This is a genomic window from Sporosarcina sp. SAFN-015, assembly GCF_051966875.1.
GTDB lineage: Bacteria > Bacillota > Bacilli > Bacillales_A > Planococcaceae > Sporosarcina.
This window is the reverse complement of record NZ_JBQCKP010000009.1, coordinates 72,512-92,797: the sequence shown is the minus strand read 5'-3', so window position 1 is coordinate 92,797 and position 20,286 is coordinate 72,512. Positions and strand designations below refer to the sequence as shown.

General features: G+C 43.2%; 18 protein-coding genes. 14 read left to right on the top strand and 4 right to left on the bottom strand.

Annotated features, from left to right (window positions below; genetic code table 11):
* Positions 1-79: 79 nt before the first annotated feature.
* Positions 80-529: a universal stress protein gene (locus ACTHPA_RS15255; RefSeq protein ID WP_440501387.1), complete on the bottom strand. Its 450-nt coding sequence runs from the start codon at positions 527-529 to the stop codon at positions 80-82.
* Positions 530-877: 348 nt separating this feature from the next.
* Between ACTHPA_RS15255 and ald the strand changes: the two genes are divergently transcribed.
* Positions 878-1,993: an alanine dehydrogenase gene (gene ald / locus ACTHPA_RS15250; RefSeq protein WP_440501385.1), complete on the top strand. Its 1,116-nt coding sequence runs from the start codon at positions 878-880 to the stop codon at positions 1,991-1,993.
* Positions 1,994-2,038: 45 nt separating this feature from the next.
* Here the strand turns inward: ald and ACTHPA_RS15245 are convergent, their stop codons facing one another.
* A complete protein-coding gene (locus ACTHPA_RS15245; RefSeq protein ID WP_440501382.1) occupies positions 2,039-3,136 on the bottom strand; it encodes a M24 family metallopeptidase in 1,098 nt (365 codons plus the stop codon).
* 101 nt (positions 3,137-3,237) lie between these two features.
* Here ACTHPA_RS15245 and ACTHPA_RS15240 point away from each other — a divergent pair, with 101 nt between their 5' ends.
* On the top strand, positions 3,238-3,918 hold the full coding sequence (locus ACTHPA_RS15240) for a metal-dependent hydrolase (RefSeq protein WP_440501380.1): 681 nt from the start codon (positions 3,238-3,240) through the stop codon (positions 3,916-3,918).
* Positions 3,919-4,062: 144 nt separating this feature from the next.
* A complete protein-coding gene (locus ACTHPA_RS15235) occupies positions 4,063-5,370 on the top strand; it encodes a DRTGG domain-containing protein (RefSeq protein WP_440501378.1) in 1,308 nt (435 codons plus the stop codon).
* 34 nt (positions 5,371-5,404) lie between these two features.
* On the opposite strand, the gene ACTHPA_RS15230 is transcribed toward ACTHPA_RS15235, so the two are convergent.
* Positions 5,405-5,725: a YtpI family protein gene (locus tag ACTHPA_RS15230; protein WP_440501377.1), complete on the bottom strand. Its 321-nt coding sequence runs from the start codon at positions 5,723-5,725 to the stop codon at positions 5,405-5,407.
* Between the two features lie 91 nt (positions 5,726-5,816).
* Between ACTHPA_RS15230 and ACTHPA_RS15225 the strand changes: the two genes are divergently transcribed.
* From ACTHPA_RS15225 to ACTHPA_RS15190, 8 genes are all read left to right on the top strand, one after another.
* Entirely contained in the window at positions 5,817-6,758 is a 942-nt protein-coding gene (locus tag ACTHPA_RS15225; RefSeq protein ID WP_440501375.1) for a DHH family phosphoesterase, read from the top strand.
* Between the two features lie 19 nt (positions 6,759-6,777).
* Positions 6,778-9,843, top strand: a complete 3,066-nt coding sequence (locus tag ACTHPA_RS15220) for a DNA polymerase III subunit alpha (RefSeq protein WP_440501374.1) — start codon at positions 6,778-6,780, stop codon at positions 9,841-9,843.
* A 334-nt stretch (positions 9,844-10,177) separates the two neighbouring features.
* A complete protein-coding gene (locus ACTHPA_RS15215) occupies positions 10,178-10,828 on the top strand; it encodes a FadR/GntR family transcriptional regulator (RefSeq protein ID WP_440501372.1) in 651 nt (216 codons plus the stop codon).
* Positions 10,825-11,679, top strand: a complete 855-nt coding sequence (gene accD, locus ACTHPA_RS15210; protein WP_440501370.1) for an acetyl-CoA carboxylase, carboxyltransferase subunit beta — start codon at positions 10,825-10,827, stop codon at positions 11,677-11,679. Before ACTHPA_RS15215 ends, accD begins: the two co-directional genes overlap by 4 nt.
* A 1-nt stretch (position 11,680) precedes the next feature.
* Entirely contained in the window at positions 11,681-12,634 is a 954-nt protein-coding gene (locus tag ACTHPA_RS15205; protein WP_440501369.1) for an acetyl-CoA carboxylase carboxyltransferase subunit alpha, read from the top strand.
* 100 nt (positions 12,635-12,734) lie between these two features.
* Positions 12,735-13,697 carry a 6-phosphofructokinase gene (pfkA, locus tag ACTHPA_RS15200; protein ID WP_440501367.1) on the top strand — a complete coding sequence of 321 codons (963 nt, stop codon included), beginning with the start codon at positions 12,735-12,737 and terminating at the stop codon, positions 13,695-13,697.
* 47 nt (positions 13,698-13,744) lie between these two features.
* Positions 13,745-15,505 carry a pyruvate kinase gene (gene pyk / locus ACTHPA_RS15195; protein ID WP_440501366.1) on the top strand — a complete coding sequence of 587 codons (1,761 nt, stop codon included), beginning with the start codon at positions 13,745-13,747 and terminating at the stop codon, positions 15,503-15,505.
* A gap of 78 nt (positions 15,506-15,583) precedes the next feature.
* A complete protein-coding gene (locus ACTHPA_RS15190) occupies positions 15,584-15,967 on the top strand; it encodes an FxsA family protein (protein WP_440501364.1) in 384 nt (127 codons plus the stop codon).
* Here the strand turns inward: ACTHPA_RS15190 and ACTHPA_RS15185 are convergent.
* A complete protein-coding gene (locus ACTHPA_RS15185; protein WP_440501362.1) occupies positions 15,957-16,928 on the bottom strand; it encodes an AI-2E family transporter in 972 nt (323 codons plus the stop codon). The two genes, ACTHPA_RS15190 and ACTHPA_RS15185, sit on opposite strands and share 11 nt — an antisense overlap.
* 182 nt (positions 16,929-17,110) lie before the next feature.
* On the opposite strand from ACTHPA_RS15185, the gene citZ reads away from it, so the two are divergent.
* From citZ to ACTHPA_RS15170, 3 genes are all read left to right on the top strand, one after another.
* On the top strand, positions 17,111-18,226 hold the full coding sequence (gene citZ / locus ACTHPA_RS15180) for a citrate synthase (protein WP_440501360.1): 1,116 nt from the start codon (positions 17,111-17,113) through the stop codon (positions 18,224-18,226).
* Between the two features lie 95 nt (positions 18,227-18,321).
* Positions 18,322-19,581: an NADP-dependent isocitrate dehydrogenase gene (gene icd / locus ACTHPA_RS15175; RefSeq protein ID WP_440501359.1), complete on the top strand. Its 1,260-nt coding sequence runs from the start codon at positions 18,322-18,324 to the stop codon at positions 19,579-19,581.
* 190 nt (positions 19,582-19,771) lie between these two features.
* Positions 19,772-20,248, top strand: coding sequence for a MaoC/PaaZ C-terminal domain-containing protein (locus ACTHPA_RS15170; RefSeq protein ID WP_440501357.1), 477 nt, complete (start codon positions 19,772-19,774; stop codon positions 20,246-20,248).
* The last annotated feature ends 38 nt before the right edge of the window (positions 20,249-20,286 follow it).

Sequence of the window (20,286 nt, the reverse complement as noted above, 5' to 3'; positions counted from 1 at the left end):
GTAGACAAACTTTCCAGAGTTTGTCTACAGTCTGAAAGAACTTGTCCATCTACTGTCGGGCAGGTTCTTCTATTGCATATTAATCTTCTTCGGGAGTGCGGACGACAAGTACGTCACAAGCGGATGAGCGGACAATGTTTTCGGACACGCTGCCAATTAGGAAGCGTTCCACTTTGTTCAAGCCGGTCGCTCCGCAAATGATGAGATCTGCTCCGAGCTTCTTGGATAGGTCGCGTGAAATCATCGTTTTCGGCGAACCGTATTCAACGACAATATTTACGTTCTGTAAACCAGCTGCTTCGGCCTCTTGCTTATATTCATTCAACAATTCCTCAGCGAATTTCTGAGCCCGTTCTGCGATGGATCGATCGTAAGCTTCGACTGCCGCGTAAGATCGAGTATCGATGATGTTCACCAAGTTCAAAGTTGCATCATTCCGCTCCGCGATGCCCACTGCTTTTTTGAACGCCCATCTGGATTCCTTCGATCCATCCACAGCTACGATAATTTGATCGTATTTTAATACCATTCCATTCACTCCATCCTGTAGATTATATTTACAATTACTAACTTCGATGAAATTCCGGAAAACCCTTTCCATTTCTAATAAAATCAATATTGGGCATAAAGAATTTGACTGAAATGTGACAGTCTCATTTATATATATTCCCTCTCCATCTTATAAAAAACATGGAAAAAAGGTCTGTCTATTTTTAATTAAAAGGAATGAGTTAATACATAATGAATCTGAAAATTTGTTTATCATCAATATAGAGAGCAAATTTGTATAACATCTGATAGAATTGACAGTACATTGGCTATTGTCGAAATGTCGATTTGTGGCCAACTAATTTTCATATATTTAGGAGGATCAGAAATGCGTATTGGGATTCCAAAAGAAATCAAGAATAACGAAAATCGGGTGGCGATGACACCTGCGGGTGCGTTCAACTTAAAGTCTGCAGGCCATGAAGTGTTAATTGAAACTGGTGCAGGTCTTGGTTCCAGCTTTACGGACGAAGACTATATCGAAGCAGGTGCGACAATTGTAGCGACTGCGAAAGAGGCATGGGAAGCTGAAATGGTCATGAAAGTAAAAGAACCACTTGCTTCCGAGTTCGGTTATTTCCGTGAAGGTCTTATCCTCTTCACTTATCTACATTTAGCTCCTGAACTGGAATTGACTAAAGCTATGCTAGATAACAAAGTTGTTGGGATTGCCTATGAAACTGTGCAAGTGAACAATTCTTTGCCGTTGCTAGCTCCGATGAGTGAAGTAGCAGGACGTATGGCGACTCAAATCGGTGCGCAATATCTTGAAAAGATCAACGGAGGAAAAGGAATCCTTCTTTCTGGAGTCCCAGGCGTTTCACGCGGAACAGTAACAGTGATCGGCGGAGGACAAGCAGGAACGAACGCGGCGAAAATCGCAGTCGGCATGGGTGCGAAAGTGACTGTGCTTGATCTGTCTGTAGACCGTCTTCGCCAATTGGATGAAATGTTTGGCGATAGCATTCAAACGCTTGTATCTAACCCATTCAATATCGCTGAATCTGTCAAAGAATCCGATCTTGTAATCGGTTGTGTATTGATCCCAGGTGCTAAAGCGCCGAAATTGGTTTCTGAAGAGATGGTAAAATCGATGAAGCCTGGTTCAGTACTTGTCGATATCGCAATCGACCAAGGCGGAATTTTCGAAACATCTGACCGCGTGACAACTCACGATAACCCTACTTATGAAAAACATGGTGTTGTACACTATGCAGTTGCGAATATGCCAGGAGCTGTTCCACGCACTTCGACAATGGCATTGACGAACGTTACAGTTCCATATGCATTACAAATTGCGAATAAAGGTTACAAGCAAGCTTGCTTGGATAACGCTGCATTGCAAAAAGGAGTTAACACTTTGGAAGGCCATGTTACGTATAAAGCTGTTGCAGAAGCGCAAGGCTTGGAGTATGTACCGGCTGAAACACTATTAAGCAAATAATAAAAACGCTGTCCGAAACAAAATTCGGACAGCGTTTTTCTAATTTTATGCTTCGATGATCTGCAGCTCTTTCGGGAATTTCGTAAGCACTTCAACACCATTAGACGTGACAACAACATCATCTTCAATACGGACTCCAGTTATTTCTGGATGGTAAATACCTGGTTCAACAGTGAAGACCATTCCTTCTTCAAGTTCCATTTCATTCGTTCCTGTAACAGATGGGAACTCATGGACGGAAATGCCGAGCCCATGTCCAAGACGATGTGTGAAATATTCACCGTAACCTGCATCAGTGATGACATCGCGAGCGGCTTTATCCAAATCGCGTGCTTTGACTCCTGGTCGGATTAAATCGATTGCTGCCTGTTCCGCTTTTTTGACGGTTTCATAAATCTCACGCTGTTTTTCGGATGGTTCGCCGAATGCGACAGTTCTTGTAATATCTGAGCAATATCCTTCGTAAACGACACCAAGATCGAACAGGATGAAATCACCTTTTTGGATTTTGCGGTCACCCGGCGTTCCGTGTGGGGAAGCAGTTTTGGGCCCGGACAACACCATCGTATCGAAAGACATTTTTTCCGCGCCTTTTTTCTTCATTTCAAATTCGATTGCCATTAGGATTTCGAGCTCGGTTTTGCCTTCCGCAATTTCCTTGCAGCCGACTTCGATTGCATAATCCGCCAACTCCGCTGCCTTTCGAAGTTTCACTAGCTCTTCCTCGCTTTTAATGTTCCGCATTTTATTCAATTGTTCATCAAGGCGTTGGAAAGAAGCGCTTTCGAAAAGTTGTTCCATCCGCTCTAACCGTTCCACCGTTAAATGCGATTTTTCGATGGCGATGTTTTTTAGAGAAACTTCTCTTTTTTGCGCTGCAGAAGCAAGAACTTCCCACGCGTCTTCTGTATCCTGATGTCCGACAGCTTCAGATGTCCACCCAGATGCCTTTAAATCAGGAACTTCCATGAGCGGACAAATGACAAATGGTTCCGCTTCTTTAAAAATCATGACACCTAATAGTCTTTCGTGCGGTTCACTGCGGAATCCCGAAACATAAAAAACGTTGTCCGGAGTTGTAACGAATGCCGCATCTACATCATTTTTCTGCAAGTACTCTTTAATTTCGTTAATTTTATCCAAACTTATCCCTCCTATTTCAACACACTTATCATATCAAAAAAGAGGGTTTACCGGCTAGATATCGAAACAGTATGTATGAACAGATTTGGAGGGATATGCAAATGAAGATTTCTTATCACGGGCATTCTGTCGTGAAAATTGAAACTGAAGGAAAAACGATTTTAATTGATCCGTTTATCACTGGAAATGAATTGACGGATTTGAATGCTTCCGCTCAGACACCTGATGTGATATTGCTGACACACGGTCATAATGACCATGTAGGAGATACGATGGAAATAGCGAAACGATGTAACCCGCTCATCGTTGCACCGAACGAACTTGCTGTCTATTTAGGTTGGCAAGGCTTGAATACCCATGGAATGAACATTGGAGGTTCATACACATTTGACTTCGGAACAGTGAAATATACGAAGGCTTTCCACAGCTCTTCCTATACGACTGATCAAAATGAAATCATTTATACTGGGATGCCTGCCGGAATTTTATTCACCGCAGAAGAAAAGACGATCTATCATGCAGGAGATACGTCACTTTTCGGAGATATGGCATTAATCGGAAGGCGTCATTCCATCGATGTCACGTTTTTGCCGATCGGCGATAATTTCACGATGGGTCCGGAAGATGCTGCAGAGGCAGTTGAATTGCTGAATCCGAAGCTTGTCGTGCCAATCCATTACGATACGTTTCCGCCGATCAGGCAAAATCCGCAAACATTTAAAGAACTCGTCACGGCTCATGAAGTAAAGATAATGAAGGCTGGGGAGTCAATCGAATTTTAAAACAGAAACCGATCCGGATAGCTAGAACGCCGGGTCGGTTTTTCCTACCGCTGAATGAATTAACTGTCTCGGTCTTCCTGCAATCACTATTCTTTCCGATGTATGATAAAATAGGAGCAGGTAAAAAGAGAAAAAGGTGAAAAGATGTCGACAAAACATGAGCTGATATTACGCTATATTGAAGGGTTGGCCGTCGGCGAAAAAATTTCCGTCCGCCAAGTTGCCAAAGCACTATCTGTCAGTGAGGGAACGGCATATCGGGCGATAAAGGAAGCTGAAAACCAAAAGCTAGTCAATACAATCGAACGTGTTGGCACAATCCGTATTGAAAAGAAGAAGAAAGAGAATATCGAAAGGCTGACATTCGCCGAAGTCGTCAATATCGTTGATGGAGTTGTACTTGGAGGACGTGATGGTCTTCATAAAACATTGACGAAATTCGTCATCGGGGCGATGCAGCTTGATGATATGAGACGGTACATAGACGCAGGCAGTTTATTAATTGTCGGAAACAGGCATAAGGCTCACGAGCTTGCTTTAAGCGCAGGCGCAGCTGTTCTTGTTACGGGAGGATTCGATGTTGCCGATGAGGCAAAAAAGCTTGCAAATGAATTGAATTTGCCCATCATATCATCCAGTTACGACACATTCACGGTTGCGACGATGCTAAACCGGGCGATTTACGATCAATTGATTGAAAAGGAAATTCTTCTTGTGGAAGATATTTTGACTCCGCTTTCTGAAACGATCACTTTTTCGCCGAAGGACACTGTGGCACATTTCAATGAAGTGAACCGGAAAACAGCGCATTCTGGATATCCCGTCATCGATCGGAACGGGAAATTGATCGGAATCGTTACTTCCCGCGATGCAGTTGGAAAGCAAGGGATGGATCTCATTGAGAAAGTGATGACACAGCATCCGATTACCGTGAATGGCAAAACGAGCGTAGCCTCCGCAGGGCATAGCATGATTTGGGAGGGCATTGATTTAATGCCTGTTGTGACTGATGGTGGAATTCTCGAAGGAATCATTAGCCGCCAAGATGTACTAAAGGCATTTCAAATGACACAAAGGCAGCCGCAGCAAGGGGAAAAAATCGATGATATCGTTAAGAACCAAATGAAAGCCATGTCTGATCAGCCGCAAAATGTAGAATTTACTGTCGTTCCCCAAATGACAAACCAACTAGGATCACTTTCATACGGTGCGTTGACGACATTGTTGACGGACGTTGGAAATCGTGCAATTAAAATGCACAAACGTGGAGAAAGCGTCCCGGAAAATATGACAATTTACTTCATTAAGCATGTACAGCTCGGAAATACTGTCACGGTAGAGCCGAGGATTCTGCATATGAGTCGGAGGTTCGTTAAAGTGGACTTCGATCTTTTTTCGGATTCGGAGCTGATTGCTAAAGCAATGGTCATGTATCAGCTTTTCGAAAGATGATAGTTAAAATAAAAAAACTGATGCGGAAGTCGCATCAGTTTTCATTCAGCTTTGTCTCTTCGTCGATAAATTGTTTATAATGCTTTGCAGCTCTACTATTAAAGAAAATGATATAGGCGCCGAAGACGATAAAAAGACCGGAAACGACATACGTTGCAACACCTTCAAAAAGAAAAAGCTGGTTGATTCCGAAAAAGAATAGAAGACCGCCAAGAAATGCTCCAGCCCTGCTTGCGAAATACTTTTTACGGATTGGGAACATTCGACTAGTTCTGAATTGGCGGGTTTTAAAATAAAAATAGTAGACGCCTGATGCAACAATAAGAAAAACTAGTATAAAATTGAGCGTTTTCATAAAAGAGCCTCCATCAAATAACTTCTTTCATTGTAGCGGCTTTTTTCTAGGAATGCGAACAGAATTCATTGAAAACCGGAGGAATCCCAAATTGAAACGACAAATCATCGACACAATTGAACAATACGAAACAATCATCATTCATCGTCATGTCCGCCCAGATCCTGATGCATACGGATCGCAAGTCGGCTTGAAGGAGTTAATAAAAACAAATTATCCTGAAAAGAAAGTGTACGCTGCAGGCATGCATGATAACTTGCTTACGTATTTGGCGGTGCAGGATGAAATAGGGCCTGAAGAATACAAAAATGCGCTTGTCATTGTGACCGATACCGGCAATACGGAGCGGATTGACGCTGAATATTATGAGAAGGGCGACTTTCTTATAAAAATTGATCACCATCCGAATGTAGATCCGTATGGAGATATGAGATGGGTAGATACCGAATCTAGCTCCACGTCAGAAATGATTTATCTTTTATTTGAAGAAGGTGAAAAGCATTTCGGATGGAAAATGTCTGATGCGTGCGCCCGTTTACTTTTTGCTGGCATTGTGGGAGATACAGGCAGATTCCTTTTCCCGAGTGCAACTGTAAGGACGTTTGAAATCGCAAGTAGTTTGATCAAATACGACTTTGATCGTACGAAGTTATATGCAGAAATGTATGAAGAAGACCGCAGATTGCTCCATTTAAAAGGATATATATATCAACAATTCACCATTGACGAAAATGGGGCAGCCTTCATAAAAATCGACAAATCGATTCTGGAAAAGTTTGACGTCACTGCTAGTGAGACGTCCCAACTTGTCGGTTCCCTCGGTGATGTGAAAGGGATTTGTGCATGGGTAATTTTTGTCGAGGAAGACGATCAAATCCGTGTCAGACTACGTTCAAAGGGACCTATTATCAATCAACTCGCTGCCGAATATGACGGAGGAGGACATCCGCTCGCTTCCGGGGCTTCAATTTATTCTTGGGAAAAAGCGGATGAGGTCATTGGTAAATTGAAAAAATTATGTGCGGAGAAGTAACGGTTCGGAGGGATTTTCATTGGTACTTGTCTATCCACAAATTGTGACCGGCGCTGATCTGCTGCGCGGCATTATAAAATTAGACCATCTGGCCCCGCTTCTGCAAAGGAGAGGGGCTAGATCTGTTGGAATCGTCAATTCGAAAATGTATGGTGTTCGTTCATTTTGCAAGGTAATGGAAAAGTACGGCATCCATCCTGTCATTGGATTGTCCATTCGGTTGGAGCTGGAAGATGGCCAAGACATTTTGCTATATGCGTATGCTAAAGATGATAAAGGCTATAGCAATCTTCTTAAAATAAGCAGTGCGATGGCGACGAGGGAACAGGAAACGCTGCCTTTGAAATGGTTGCAAGCGTATAGCGAGGGTTGTATTATCATATGCCCATTGACCGATCGTTCATGGGATGAGAGCCGAGGAAACGACACGATCGAGATAATCCGAAAAGCTTGCAGGACGGTCTATATCGGCATTTCACGGCCAGGCAGCGTAAAGCATATTGCCGAGAATGAAATTATAAAGATAGCCGAAGATACGGGGACAATCATTACCGCTTACCACGAATCAAGATATATTACCGAAGAAGATGCTTTCGCTTTTGAAGTGGCCACAGCAATCCGGTCCGGCTATAAGCTCAATGATCCAGCTCGTCCAAAAATGGATGTTTATGATGCCCATGTGCCAGAAGAGAAAGAAATTCTACAATGGTTTTCCGATCGTCCGGAATGGATCGAAAATATGGCTGAAATCATGTTATCTTGTGATGCGAAATTGCCTCCAAGTCGCACATTAATGCCTGCCTTTCCCGTTCCGGAAGGACATACCGCAGCTTCCTTGCTGAAAAAGAATTGCGAGGAAGGGTTGCTCCATCGGCTAGAGAAAGTGAGTCCAGTTTATTATGATCGACTCAAAAAAGAGCTTCAAGTCATTGAAAACATGGGATTTTCCGATTACTTTCTTATCGTTGAGGATTTCATGCGTTTCTCAAAAAAGAATGGGATACTGACTGGCCCAGGAAGGGGTTCTTCAGCTGGATCGCTCGTCGCCTTCTCCCTTGGCATAACAGATGTAGATCCAATCAGATACGGACTCATCTTTGAGCGGTTCCTCAATCCCGGCAGAATTACGATGCCGGATATCGACATAGATTTTGCCGATAACCGCCGCTCTGAAGTTATTGAATATGTAGCAAAAAAATACGGAAAAGCTCATGTTGCTCAGATCATCACGTTCGGTACACTGTCGCCCAAATCTGTAGCACGAAACGTTGCACGTGTATTTGACTTTTCCAATGAAGAAATGTCTTTCTTATCTAAACAAATTCAAGAAGGACATAGCAAAAGGCTTGAAGAATCTGTTAACAAATCTAAAGCGCTTCAAGACTGGGTTGCAATGGACCCTGTCCGTGCTAAATGGCTACAGGCAGCGAAAACGTTGGAAGGGCTGCCGAGGAATGCCTCTACACATGCTGCAGGCGTCATTTTGTCACCGATACCGTTAGTCGAAACAGTTCCTCTTCAAAATAGCGGAGACGATATTTTCTTGACGCAATGGGCGATGGGGGATGTGGAGGAAATCGGCTTGTTGAAAATGGATTTCCTCGGGTTGCGCAATTTGACATTAATGGATCGAATACGCTCGATGATTCAATATGATACGGGAAAGACATTTCATTTCGAAGACATTCCTTTAAACGACTCGAAAACTTTTGAACTTTTCAAGAAAGGTGACATGACAGGGATTTTCCAATTTGAGTCAGATGGCATGAGAGATGCATTAAGGCTTATTAAACCTGATGAATTCAGTGATCTGTATGCAATCAATGCTTTATACCGTCCTGGTCCGATGGAAAATATCCCATTATATAGCCGAAGAAAAAACAATAAGGAGAAAATTGAATATTTACACCCTCAGTTGGAGCCGATTCTTAAGGAGACTGCAGGAATTATCGTATACCAAGAGCAAATCATGCAAATCGCTGTTCAAATTGCAGGTTTTACAATGGCGGAAGCGGATCTGTTAAGAAGGGCAGTCAGCAAGAAGAAGCGTGAAGTTCTTCGCCAGGAGAGAGAGCATTTTGTCAAAAGTGCAGTTCAGCACAATTTTCCAGAACGTTCCGCAAGTGAAATATATGATTTGATTGTTAAGTTTGCCGATTACGGATTTCCGAAAAGCCATGCGGTGGCCTATTCATTGATTTCCTACCAATTGGCATACGTCAAGGCGAATGCGCCGGCTTATTTCTACGCTTCGTTATTGTCGATGGCCACTGGCAATCAAGAAAAAACGATGGAATATATTAATGAAATTAGACGGAAAGGCATTGAAATTCTCCCACCGTCCATCCAAAAAAGCAAATACGCACACGTCGTTGAAAAAGGGTCCATTCGAATCGGATTAGGGTCGATCAAAGGAGTGACCCCGTCATTTTATAATATCGTGAAAGACGCACGGAATTCAGAAGGTTGGAAAACGCTATTCGATTTTTCAGCTGCAATCGGCGGTACACATTTTACCGAAAAGACAATCATCCCTCTTATTAAAGCGGGAGCACTCGATGAATTTGGGAAAGATCGATCTGTGTTGCTTGCTTCAATTGAAGCCGCCCGAAACCATGCCCTATTCGTCAGTCCCGATGGCGACGACTTGCTTCAGGATATTATTTATTCAGTTGCCAAGCCAAAGTATTCACCAGGCGGGTCGATGCCGCGATTTGCAATGCTTGAGTACGAACGCGAAATGCTAGGCTTCTATTTATCAGAGCATCCGGCTCTAGAAATGAAAAAGAAATTGATGGAGCCAATCGTAGATCTCGTAGTCGTACCCGATGCAAAAGAACGATCGGTACTGCAGGTTGCCGGTATGATAAGGGAAATCAAACGGATCCGAACGAAAAAAGGCGAGGCGATGGCTTTCCTAACACTTCAAGATGAAACCGGTGAATTATCGTGCACAATCTTCCCAAAACAATACGCCACAAGCAACTCCCTATTACAAGAGCTTGCAATGGTGCACGTAACAGGAACAATGGAAAAACGCAACGGCCAAACACAACTGATCGTGCAACAGGTTAAAAGGGTTTAAGTAGTGATATTAAAAAGAGAATTTTAGGTTTAGAAGTTGAAGAAGAATAACAACTGGATTGGAGTGAAAGGCAGCGACTCTAGCGGGAACAGCACGAGCTGAAAGCCCCGCAGACACGAAGTGGCGAGGAGATTGAAGCCGTGCCCGCGGAACGCGTCTGCCTGGAACGGAAATCCATGTATTCCAATTACCTGAGACATGTAAAATCATGTCTCTTTTTGTCTTTTCATCATTAATTCCTACAAATCTCTTTACGATGCCATCACTTTTCTGTATGCTATAACAAGTAGTGGTCAGACCACTCGGATTACGAATTTCCAAGAGGGGCGGCCGTATGCAAAATACAAAACCATCATCAAAGATGTTTCTCGATATCGTTGGAGAACTCAGATTAATGATAAAGGCGGAAGGCATAAAAGCAGGTGACAAACTGCCTTCTGAACGTGTTTTGGCGGAACGTCTGCAAGTCGGAAGATCGACAGTCCGCGAAGCATTGAGAAGCCTCGAGCTGCTTGGACTGATCGAAACCCGTCGAGGCGAAGGGACATACCTTGCCGACTTTAAAAAGCACCAGCTTGTTGAAGTTCTCTCAACATTCGTCATGCAGCAACCTCAATCGGCAATGGATGTGACAGATACACGCATCATACATGAAAAAGCCGCGATACAAACAATTTGTGAGGACGAGCAGAAACGTAAACTTCCTGTCTGGGAAGGAATTCTCATGAAGATTGACGAGGACGGCGAGGTTTTTCGGGAAGATATCATGCGGGAAATGATTGTCGCTACAGATAACCGATTATCATTGAAAATTTGGTTTATACTGAAACAATATAGCAAGGTTCCGTTTGAACATATGACAGCAGTAAAAGAAAATGAAATTGTAAGGGCTATGCTCAAACATTTAATGGACGGAAGCGTCATGGAAGCATTACAAGCCTATGACCGGTGGATTGAATATATCGAGGGGGAAAACAAAGAATGATCCGTGAATTTTTTACGAAGAAGAAGCAAGCAATAACGATACCTTCGGCCGATGCGAAAAACGATGTGCCGGAAGGAATTATGACTAAATGTCCGGAATGTAAACAAATCATCTTAACGAAAGATTTAATGAAAACAGCGAAAGTTTGCCCTAAATGTGATCACCACTTTAAAATGACGGCGTGGGAGCGTGTTGAATGTCTATTTGACGAAGATACATTCACATCAATGGACGACCATCTGAAATCCGAGAACCCGCTTAATTTCCCATCATATACAGAGAAAATAGCGTCAGATTCAGAGAAGACGGGATTGAACGAAGCGGTTCTTACCGGAATCGGGAAAATCGGGGGAAATGAAGTTGCAATTGCAATTATGGATTCTCATTTCCGAATGGGTTCCATGGGTTCGGTCGTCGGAGAAAAAATCACCCGTGCAGTTGAAGCTGCTACGGAAAAGGGCATTCCTGTCATTATTTTTTCAGCAAGCGGCGGGGCACGTATGCAGGAAGGCGTATTATCGCTAATGCAAATGGCGAAAACGAGCGTTGCATTACAACGACATGCTGACAAAGGATTGCTTTTTATTTCCGTCATGACCTATCCAACAACTGGCGGTGTTTCGGCAAGTTTCGCTTCTGTAGGCGATATTAATATTGCTGAACCAAAAGCGTTGATTGGCTTTGCGGGTAGACGTGTAATCGAACAAACTGTACGAGAAAAGCTGCCGGACAATTTCCAAACTGCCGAATTCTTGTTAGAGCATGGACAAGTCGATGCGGTTATCGATCGCCGTGAATTGACAGAAGCCCTTGCAAAACTCATTGGGCTGCATGTAAGGGAGGTAAACTAATATGAGCAAGACGTTGGCATTCGAAGAACCGATTGTGAAACTTCGGGAAAAAATCAATGAGCTCGAAGAGTTCACTTCAACAAATGAAGTCGATCTAACCGACGAAATCGGCAAGTTGAAAACTAGATTAAGTAATTTGGAGACGGAAATTTATAGTAATATGGAACCGTGGGATCGCGTACAAGTTGCAAGACACCCTGAGCGCCCCACAACGAGGGATTATGTCGCTGAACTTTTTGAAGACTTTATGGAACTGCACGGGGATCGCTCATTTGGAGACGATGCAGCAATCATTGGTGGAATAGGTTCCTTCGAATCAATGCCTGTAACGGTTATCGGGCATCAGAGAGGTAAAGATACGAAGGAAAACGTGAAACGCAACTTTGGTATGCCGCATCCGGAAGGGTACCGGAAAGCTTTGCGTTTAATGAAACAGGCTGAAAAGTTTGGCCGTCCGATCATATGTTTTATTGATACGAAAGGTGCATATCCAGGGAAAGCAGCGGAAGAGCGTGGACAAAGTGAAGCAATTGCCCGTAATCTTATCGAAATGGCTGGATTGAAAGTGCCAGTCGTTTCTATTGTCATCGGAGAAGGCGGCAGTGGAGGTGCGCTCGCTTTAGGCGTCGCAAATCACATTCATATGTTGGAGAATTCGACGTACTCTGTCATTTCTCCTGAAGGGGCAGCTTCGATACTTTGGAAAGATTCAAGCCTTTCAAAGCAGGCAGCGGAAGCAATGAAAATTACAGCCCCTCATTTAAAGGAAATGGGAATTATCGATGAAATCATTCCAGAAGTACTTGGCGGTGCGCATCGTGATCCGAAAGCACAGGCAGTGGAAATGAGGAAAGTGTTACGAACTTCATTAGACTCACTTTGTAAAATGGATGCGGCTGCAATTATAGAAGATCGGTATAATAAGTTCCGTAATATCGGTGTGTTTTCAGAATGACAAGGTGCGGGCTTACCCCGCATCTTTTCGTTGCTTCTAGGCATGCGCCTGCGCTTTTGTTTGTTATACATAAAGTAATCGATATGAAGGGGTGGTCCATTTGAAAAAGATCGGAGTTTTGACTAGTGGGGGAGATGCGCCAGGCATGAATGCAGCTGTCCGTGCGGTCGTGCGGAAGGCGATTTACGAGGGGTTCGAAGTTGCTGGTGTTTTCAATGGCTATCAAGGACTCATCCAAGGGAAAATCGAATTGTTGCAGCTCGGGTCGGTCGGTGACATTATTCAACGAGGAGGAACGATGCTTAGATCCGCACGCTCCCCGGAATTCATGACAGAGGAAGGGCGTAAAGAAGCGATCCGCCAGTTGAAGGCGCATCATATCGATGGACTTGTCGTAATAGGTGGAGACGGATCATTTAAAGGTGCGTTCGAATTGGTGAAAATGGGGATTCCTTGTGTTTGTGTTCCCGCGACAATCGACAATGACATTAATGGTACAGAATTCACGATTGGTTTCGATTCTGCACTAAATACAGTTATTGACGCGATTGATAAGATTAGGGATACAGCGACTTCGCATGAACGAACGTTCATAATTGAAGTAATGGGCAGAGACGCCGGAGATTTGGCCCTTTGGTCTGGACTAGCTGGCGGTGCTGAAACAATCCTCATACCTGAAGAAGGTTATGATATCGATGAAATCGTAAACCGGTTACAGAGCGGTACGGGCCGTGGTAAAAAACATAGTATCATTATCGTAGCGGAAGGAGTCATGTCCGGTTCATCGTTGGCCGATCTGTTGAAGGAGAAAGCAGGAATCGAGACGCGTGTATCTGTCTTGGGGCATATTCAACGTGGAGGTTCTCCTTCTGCCAGAGATCGGGTCATTGCGAGTCAATATGGAGCAAGAGCGGTCGAAGTGTTAGGCGAAGGTCGTGGCGGCGTAGCAATTGGTATGCAAAACCATAAGGTGGTAGACTATGATTTAGAAGTGGTATTTGCACCAACAGATCATACGTTGGATATGGAACTTTATGAGTTATCCAAAGTGTTGTCAATTTAAGTAAACTAAAACATTTGATGAGTACAATACGAAAGGGCGTTTTTGTGATGAGAAAGACAAAAATTGTGTGCACAATCGGACCAGCTAGCGAATCACCGGAGCTATTAGAACAGTTGATAGAGGCAGGCATGAATGTTGCACGGCTTAACTTTTCACATGGTACACACGAAGAGCACAAAGCCCGCATAAAATCCATCAGGGAAGCGTCAAAGAAGACAGGCAAGGTCGTCGGAATCCTTCTTGATACGAAAGGTCCTGAAATCCGGACGCATTCTATGAGAAACGGACAAATTGAATTGATCACCGGTCAGCATATCGATATTTCGATGACTGAGGTGGAAGGTACTGAAGATGTATTTTCTGTTACATATGAAAAGCTGATCGAAGATGTGGACAAAGGTTCTGTCATTTTATTGGATGACGGATTGATCCAACTCGAAGTCGTCGGAAAGGATCTTGAAAAAGGACTGATCCATACGATTGTCGTCAACTCGGGTACATTGAAAAATAAAAAAGGAGTGAATGTGCCAGGTGTTTCGGTACAACTCCCTGGAATTACCGAGAAAGACCGGGAAGACATCTTATTTGGAATCCACGAAGGTGTTGATTTCATTGCAGCTTCTTTTGTGCGCAGAGCTTCTGACGTTATGGAAATACGGGAATTATTAGAGAAAAACGGTGGAGCGCAAATTCATATTATTCCTAAGATCGAGAATGGTGAAGGTGTCGACAATTTGGATGATATATTGACGGTATCCGATGGACTGATGGTTGCAAGGGGCGATCTCGGCGTGGAAATACCAGCGGAAGAAGTCCCGCTCGTACAAAAGAAAATGATCGAGAAATGCAATCAAGCTGGCAAACCAGTCATTACAGCAACACAAATGCTCGATTCAATGCAACGCAATCCACGTCCAACACGGGCAGAAGCAAGTGACGTCGCGAACGCCATTTTGGACGGTTCAGATGCCATCATGCTATCAGGTGAAACAGCGGCCGGCTTATACCCGGTTGAATCTGTTCGTACGATGGATCGTATTGCGAAAACAGCTGAAGATGCTGTCGATTACCGTGCTGTCGTATCTACTCGCCGACGAGAAAAGCATGGCAATATGACAGAATCAATCGGTCAAGCAGTAGCCTATACGGCAATTAATTTAAAAGTGAAAGCTGTGCTTGCCCCAACGGAAAGCGGCCATACTGCTAAAATGATTGCCAAATATCGCCCAGGATGCCCAATCGTCGCAATTACAGCTTCAGATGAGTGCTCCAGAAAATTGACGCTTGTCTGGGGAATCTACCCGATTATCGGGGAAAGGGTACATTCAATTGATGAGATTTTACAGGAATCCGTTGAGGAAAGCGTTAAGCATCAATATGTAACCCATGGCGACGTTGTCATTATTACGGCAGGTGTGCCGGTCGGTGAAGCAGGAACGACGAACTTGATGAAGATTCATGTTATCGGCGATATGCTTGCGAAAGGGCAAGGAATTGGAAAGTCGGTAGCATTTGGTCAAGCGGTTGTCGCTCATAATGCACAAGAAGCATTGGCTCACGATGTGAAAGGGAAGATTCTAGTCACATATTCTTCGGACCGTGATATGATGCCCGCAATTGAAAAATGTGCAGGATTAATAACGGAAGAGGGCGGCTTGACAAGTCATGCGGCTGTCGTTGGTCTCAGTTTAGGTATCCCTGTCATTGTCGGAGTTGAAAAAGCGACCGAACTAATCATTGATGGAAAAGACATAACGATGGATGCAGAATCCGGAGTGATTTATAATGGACATGCAAGGGTTCTTTAACAAATAACAAATTATGAAAAAAGGCTGTCTTCCGAAACAATTCGGAAGCGGCCTTTTTAGGATTGGGGTTGTCGTTGAATGAAATGGCTTTTACCTTTATTTATTCTCGTGCCAGCTGCGGAACTCTTCGTGCTGCTATATTCGGGGAAGACAATTGGAGTCATACCGACCCTTCTTCTCATCGTCATCAGCGGATTAGGGGGGGCTTACTTGGCAAAAAAACAAGGTCTTAAAGCTTTGACAGATTTGAGGAATAGGATGGGAACAATGGAGGCCCCTGGGAACGCCGTCATCGATGGCGTCTGTATTTTCTTTGGCGGCATTTTATTGATCATGCCTGGATTTATTAGTGATATAGCGGGACTTTTGCTTTTATTTAAAGGGCCAAGAAATATGATTCGACCATTTATCGTTGCTTGGATATATAAAAAGATGAAACAAGGCAGGATTGTCATTCGATGAATGATGGATGTTTTTTCAATTTCAGTGCGGCAAACAATAGGAACGGCGTCAAAAGTATACCCGCTAATCCAAATAGATAGAGCGAGCACACTGTAATGAAAAAAGCATGGATAGGCTTTACACGAAAAGCAGATGCCCACATATAGGATTCAGCCAATTGCCTCGTTGTAACGACGAATATATAGAGCAGAGCAAGCGAAACACCGATGAATAATTGATTGGAATAGAGGAAAAAAGCCGACATCGGAATTAGGAATAGTCCGATGCCTAACAAAGGCAGGCTATCGGCGATGGAGACAAGGAATGCGCTGCCGATTGGCGATTCAAATCTAAGGACTGAAAATCCGATGCTCAGGATAATGAAAGTCAAAAGAAACAATCTTGCTTCCACAAACGCGAATGTCCCGAACAATTCACCGGATTTTGTAAAGATACGTTTGGCAGGTGCTCGCATACTTACGGGAAAATAAACGAGAAACCAGAATTTGTTTTTGCCTGATTCACGCAGTGCAAAAAAATAAGCTACGATGAAAATGAACATGCTAAATATTCTTTGAAAAAAAGTAGCGGTAAATGTAATGGCATATTCAAGCAACGCATGTCCATATTCAATAATCTTATCTTCAAGAAATTTGATGACTCTTCCAGTGAAATTCGTATTTCCGGTGTATGTTGATAAATGTTTTTCTAGCAGCGGTACTGTATCCATCAATCCATGCAATGCAATGAAAGAAAAAGTGCTGAAGATAAACAACATGGAAATCATGACGAAAAAAGTGGCTATCGTTAAAGGTAGTTTTGTCATCGTCCGGACTGCCAGTAAAATAGGTGCAGTAAAATAGGCTGCTATTATTGCAATTCCTACCGGAGGAACTATGAAGATGAAAATCCCTGCGACAATCGCGGGAAACCATTGCGTGGCAAGCGATTTGTATGTTTGCTGTCTTATGTTTTTTATCAAGATTTCATCCTTTTTTCTCTTATTCTACAAATAAAACAAGCGTTTCCATTCACAAATCTGTAATATTTGCTTATAATGGTCAATGTAAGCGTTTCAGACAGTACTAAATAAAATGTAGTTTTGCCGGAAATTGCTAGATTTTGTAGACATACCGGCAAAAAAAGACTGAAGGAGCGATTTAAATGACAGCATCAAAAGGATTGGAAGGAATCGTAGCGACACAGTCCGCCATCAGTTCAATTATTGATGACACCCTTACATACGTCGGTTACGATATCGATGATCTTGCAGTAAATGCAAGCTTTGAGGAAGTTGTTTATCTATTATGGCATCAGCGTCTTCCAAAAGCGGACGAGCTTGCGGAATTGAAACAGCAACTTGCGGACAATATGTCGGTTCCACAACCTGTTCTCGATCATTTTAAGACATATCCGATTGGCGAAGTTCACCCGATGGCAGCATTGCGTACAGCAATCTCCCTCCTCGGATTATACGATGAACACGCGGAAGATATGTCTGAAGAAGCCAATTATCAAAAAGCGATTCAGCTTCAAGCGAAAGTGGCAACGATCGTTACTGCTTTCTCTCGCATCCGTAAAGGTCAAGAGCCAGTTGCTCCCAAAAAGGAACTTGGCTATGCAGCAAACTTCTTGTACATGTTAACAGGTGAAGAGCCTGAAGATATTGCAATTGAAGCATTCAATAAAGCCTTAGTTCTTCACGCCGACCATGAATTGAACGCTTCCACTTTCACAGCACGTGTTTGTGTGGCAACTCTATCCGATATGTATTCCGGCATTACGGCTGCAATCGGAGCGCTTAAAGGACCACTTCACGGTGGTGCGAACGAGCAAGTCATGAAGATGCTCATGGAAATCGGCGAAGAAGAAAAAGTAGAATCTTATATTAGAGAAAAACTTGATAATAAAGAAAAGATTATGGGCTTCGGCCATCGTGTGTATCGTAAAGGCGACCCACGTGCGAAGCATCTGCGCGAAATGTCCCGTAAGTTGACAGCACTCCGTGGAGAAGAAAAGTGGTATAATATGTCACTCCAAATTGAATCAATCGTAACTGGCGAGAAGAATTTGCCACCGAACGTTGATTTCTATTCGGCTTCGGTATATCATTCACTTGGTATCGATCACGATTTATTCACACCTATTTTTGCAGTTTCCCGATTCTCAGGCTGGACGGCGCATATTTTGGAGCAATACTCCAACAATAGACTGATTCGACCACGTGCTGAATATATCGGACCAGATATGCAAAAATACGTACCAATCAACGAAAGATAACTTGTACTTGGTGTGATTGTCCAAGTTCACAAGTAATACATCGGGGCCGAAGCATTAAGATTGGCCCCCTCATTTCGAAATGGAGGAATAATAAAATGGCAAAAATCACAGTAACTGACGGCGTTCTTAACGTTCCGGATCATGCAACAATCCCATTCATCATTGGTGACGGTACTGGCCCTGATATTTGGAATGCAGCTTCACGCGTAATGGAAGCGGCAGTTGAAAAAGCATACGATGGCCAAAAGAAAATCGAATGGAAAGAAGTACTTGCAGGAGAAAAAGCATTCAACGAAACTGGAGAATGGCTTCCACAAGAGACTCTTGACACGATTGATGAGTACCTTATCGCTATTAAAGGTCCTTTGACGACTCCAATCGGCGGCGGTTTCCGTTCTTTGAACGTTGCACTTCGTCAAGAGTTGGATCTTTATACTTGCTTGCGTCCTGTTCGTTATTTCGAAGGAGTTCCATCTCCTGTTAAGCGTCCGGAAGACTGCGACATGGTCATCTTCCGTGAAAACACTGAAGATATTTATGCTGGTATTGAATACCAAGAAGGCTCCGATGAAGTGAAAAAATTGATTTCATTCCTTCAAAACGAAATGGGAGTAAACAAAATTCGTTTCCCAGAAACTTCCGGCATCGGTATCAAACCAGTATCTGAAGAAGGTACAAAAAGACTTGTTCGCGGTGCAATCAATTACGCACTAAAAGAAGGACGTAAATCGGTAACGCTTGTCCACAAAGGTAACATCATGAAATTCACAGAAGGTGCTTTCAAAAATTGGGGTTACGAAGTGGCTGAGCAAGAGTTTGGCGATAAAGTATTCACATGGAACGAATATGACAAGATAAAAGAAGCGGAAGGCACAGACGCTGCAAACAAAGCGCAAGCTGATGCAGAAGCTGCTGGCAAAATCATCATTAAAGATGCGATTGCTGATATCTTCCTACAACAAATCTTGACTCGCCCTAAAGAGTTTGACGTTGTTGCTACGATGAACTTGAACGGTGACTACATTTCCGACGCGCTTGCAGCCCAAGTCGGCGGAATCGGGATCGCTCCAGGAGCAAACATTAACTACGTTACTGGACATGCGATTTTTGAAGCAACTCACGGAACAGCTCCAAAATATGCTGGCCTAGACAAAGTGAACCCTTCTTCTGTTCTACTTTCAGGCGTTATGATGCTTGAGCATATGGGTTGGAACGAAGCTGCAAACATGATAACTGCTTCTATCGAGAAAACGATCGCTTCTAAAGTTGTAACTTATGACTTCGCTCGTTTGATGGATGGAGCTACAGAGGTTAAGACTTCCGAGTTTGCTGATGAATTGATTAAAAACCTATAATATCCATACAACCGGGAAGCCTTAACGCTTCCCGGTTTTTATTTTAGCCAAGAATCTTGCCCGCAACACTGCGCTTTTGCTCGCAAACAAACGCCGTTCATTGTAACGGCGTTTGCTTGCTCTTTCCAAGTGAAAATTGATACAATTTCTATAACACTAATTCCATATAGGTGAAGAAGGGGGAAGCAAGTTGATATTAGGTAAAAAAAGGCGGATTGGAAGGGATATCGAGAAAATCGATGAAGGTGAAAAGCTTAAGCTTACCGAGAAGATTGAAGATAAGGATTTACTTCTCTACCTTGGTCTGACAAATGATTCAAATCCGCTGTATATTCAGCATGATTATGCATCCCAAACCGAATTCGACAAGCCGATTGTACCGACGATCATGTTAAATGGAATCATCACTTCCGCCATTTCAAAATACTTGCCAGGGCCAGGATCGCATATTACGGAACAGCATTTAACTTTCCCGAACCATGTGTATCACTATGAAACAATTAATTTTCTATTTGAAGTGATCCAAGTGGAAAAAGAGAAGCGGTTCATCGTAATTCAAATCGAGGCGACGAATGAAGATGGAAAAACAGTCATCTCTGGTACAGTATCAGTCATTCCTCCCTCGATCCGGGAAAATCTGACTTCTGATGCAATGGAAAACTTCTGATCATCTCTGTGCATATATAATAATGAAAGTTAGCATCT

Coding starts and splice junctions, on each gene's coding strand:
- citZ (WP_440501360.1), top strand. CDS start 17,111: ATGACAGCATCAAAAGGATTGGAAGGAATCGTAGCGACACAGTCCGCC.
- icd (WP_440501359.1), top strand. CDS start 18,322: ATGGCAAAAATCACAGTAACTGACGGCGTTCTTAACGTTCCGGATCAT.
- pyk (WP_440501366.1), top strand. CDS start 13,745: ATGAGAAAGACAAAAATTGTGTGCACAATCGGACCAGCTAGCGAATCA.
- ACTHPA_RS15230 (WP_440501377.1), bottom strand. CDS start 5,725: ATGAAAACGCTCAATTTTATACTAGTTTTTCTTATTGTTGCATCAGGC.
- ACTHPA_RS15190 (WP_440501364.1), top strand. CDS start 15,584: ATGAAATGGCTTTTACCTTTATTTATTCTCGTGCCAGCTGCGGAACTC.
- ACTHPA_RS15255 (WP_440501387.1), bottom strand. CDS start 529: ATGGTATTAAAATACGATCAAATTATCGTAGCTGTGGATGGATCGAAG.
- ACTHPA_RS15240 (WP_440501380.1), top strand. CDS start 3,238: ATGAAGATTTCTTATCACGGGCATTCTGTCGTGAAAATTGAAACTGAA.
- ACTHPA_RS15215 (WP_440501372.1), top strand. CDS start 10,178: ATGCAAAATACAAAACCATCATCAAAGATGTTTCTCGATATCGTTGGA.
- ACTHPA_RS15235 (WP_440501378.1), top strand. CDS start 4,063: ATGTCGACAAAACATGAGCTGATATTACGCTATATTGAAGGGTTGGCC.
- ald (WP_440501385.1), top strand. CDS start 878: ATGCGTATTGGGATTCCAAAAGAAATCAAGAATAACGAAAATCGGGTG.
- ACTHPA_RS15205 (WP_440501369.1), top strand. CDS start 11,681: ATGAGCAAGACGTTGGCATTCGAAGAACCGATTGTGAAACTTCGGGAA.
- accD (WP_440501370.1), top strand. CDS start 10,825: ATGATCCGTGAATTTTTTACGAAGAAGAAGCAAGCAATAACGATACCT.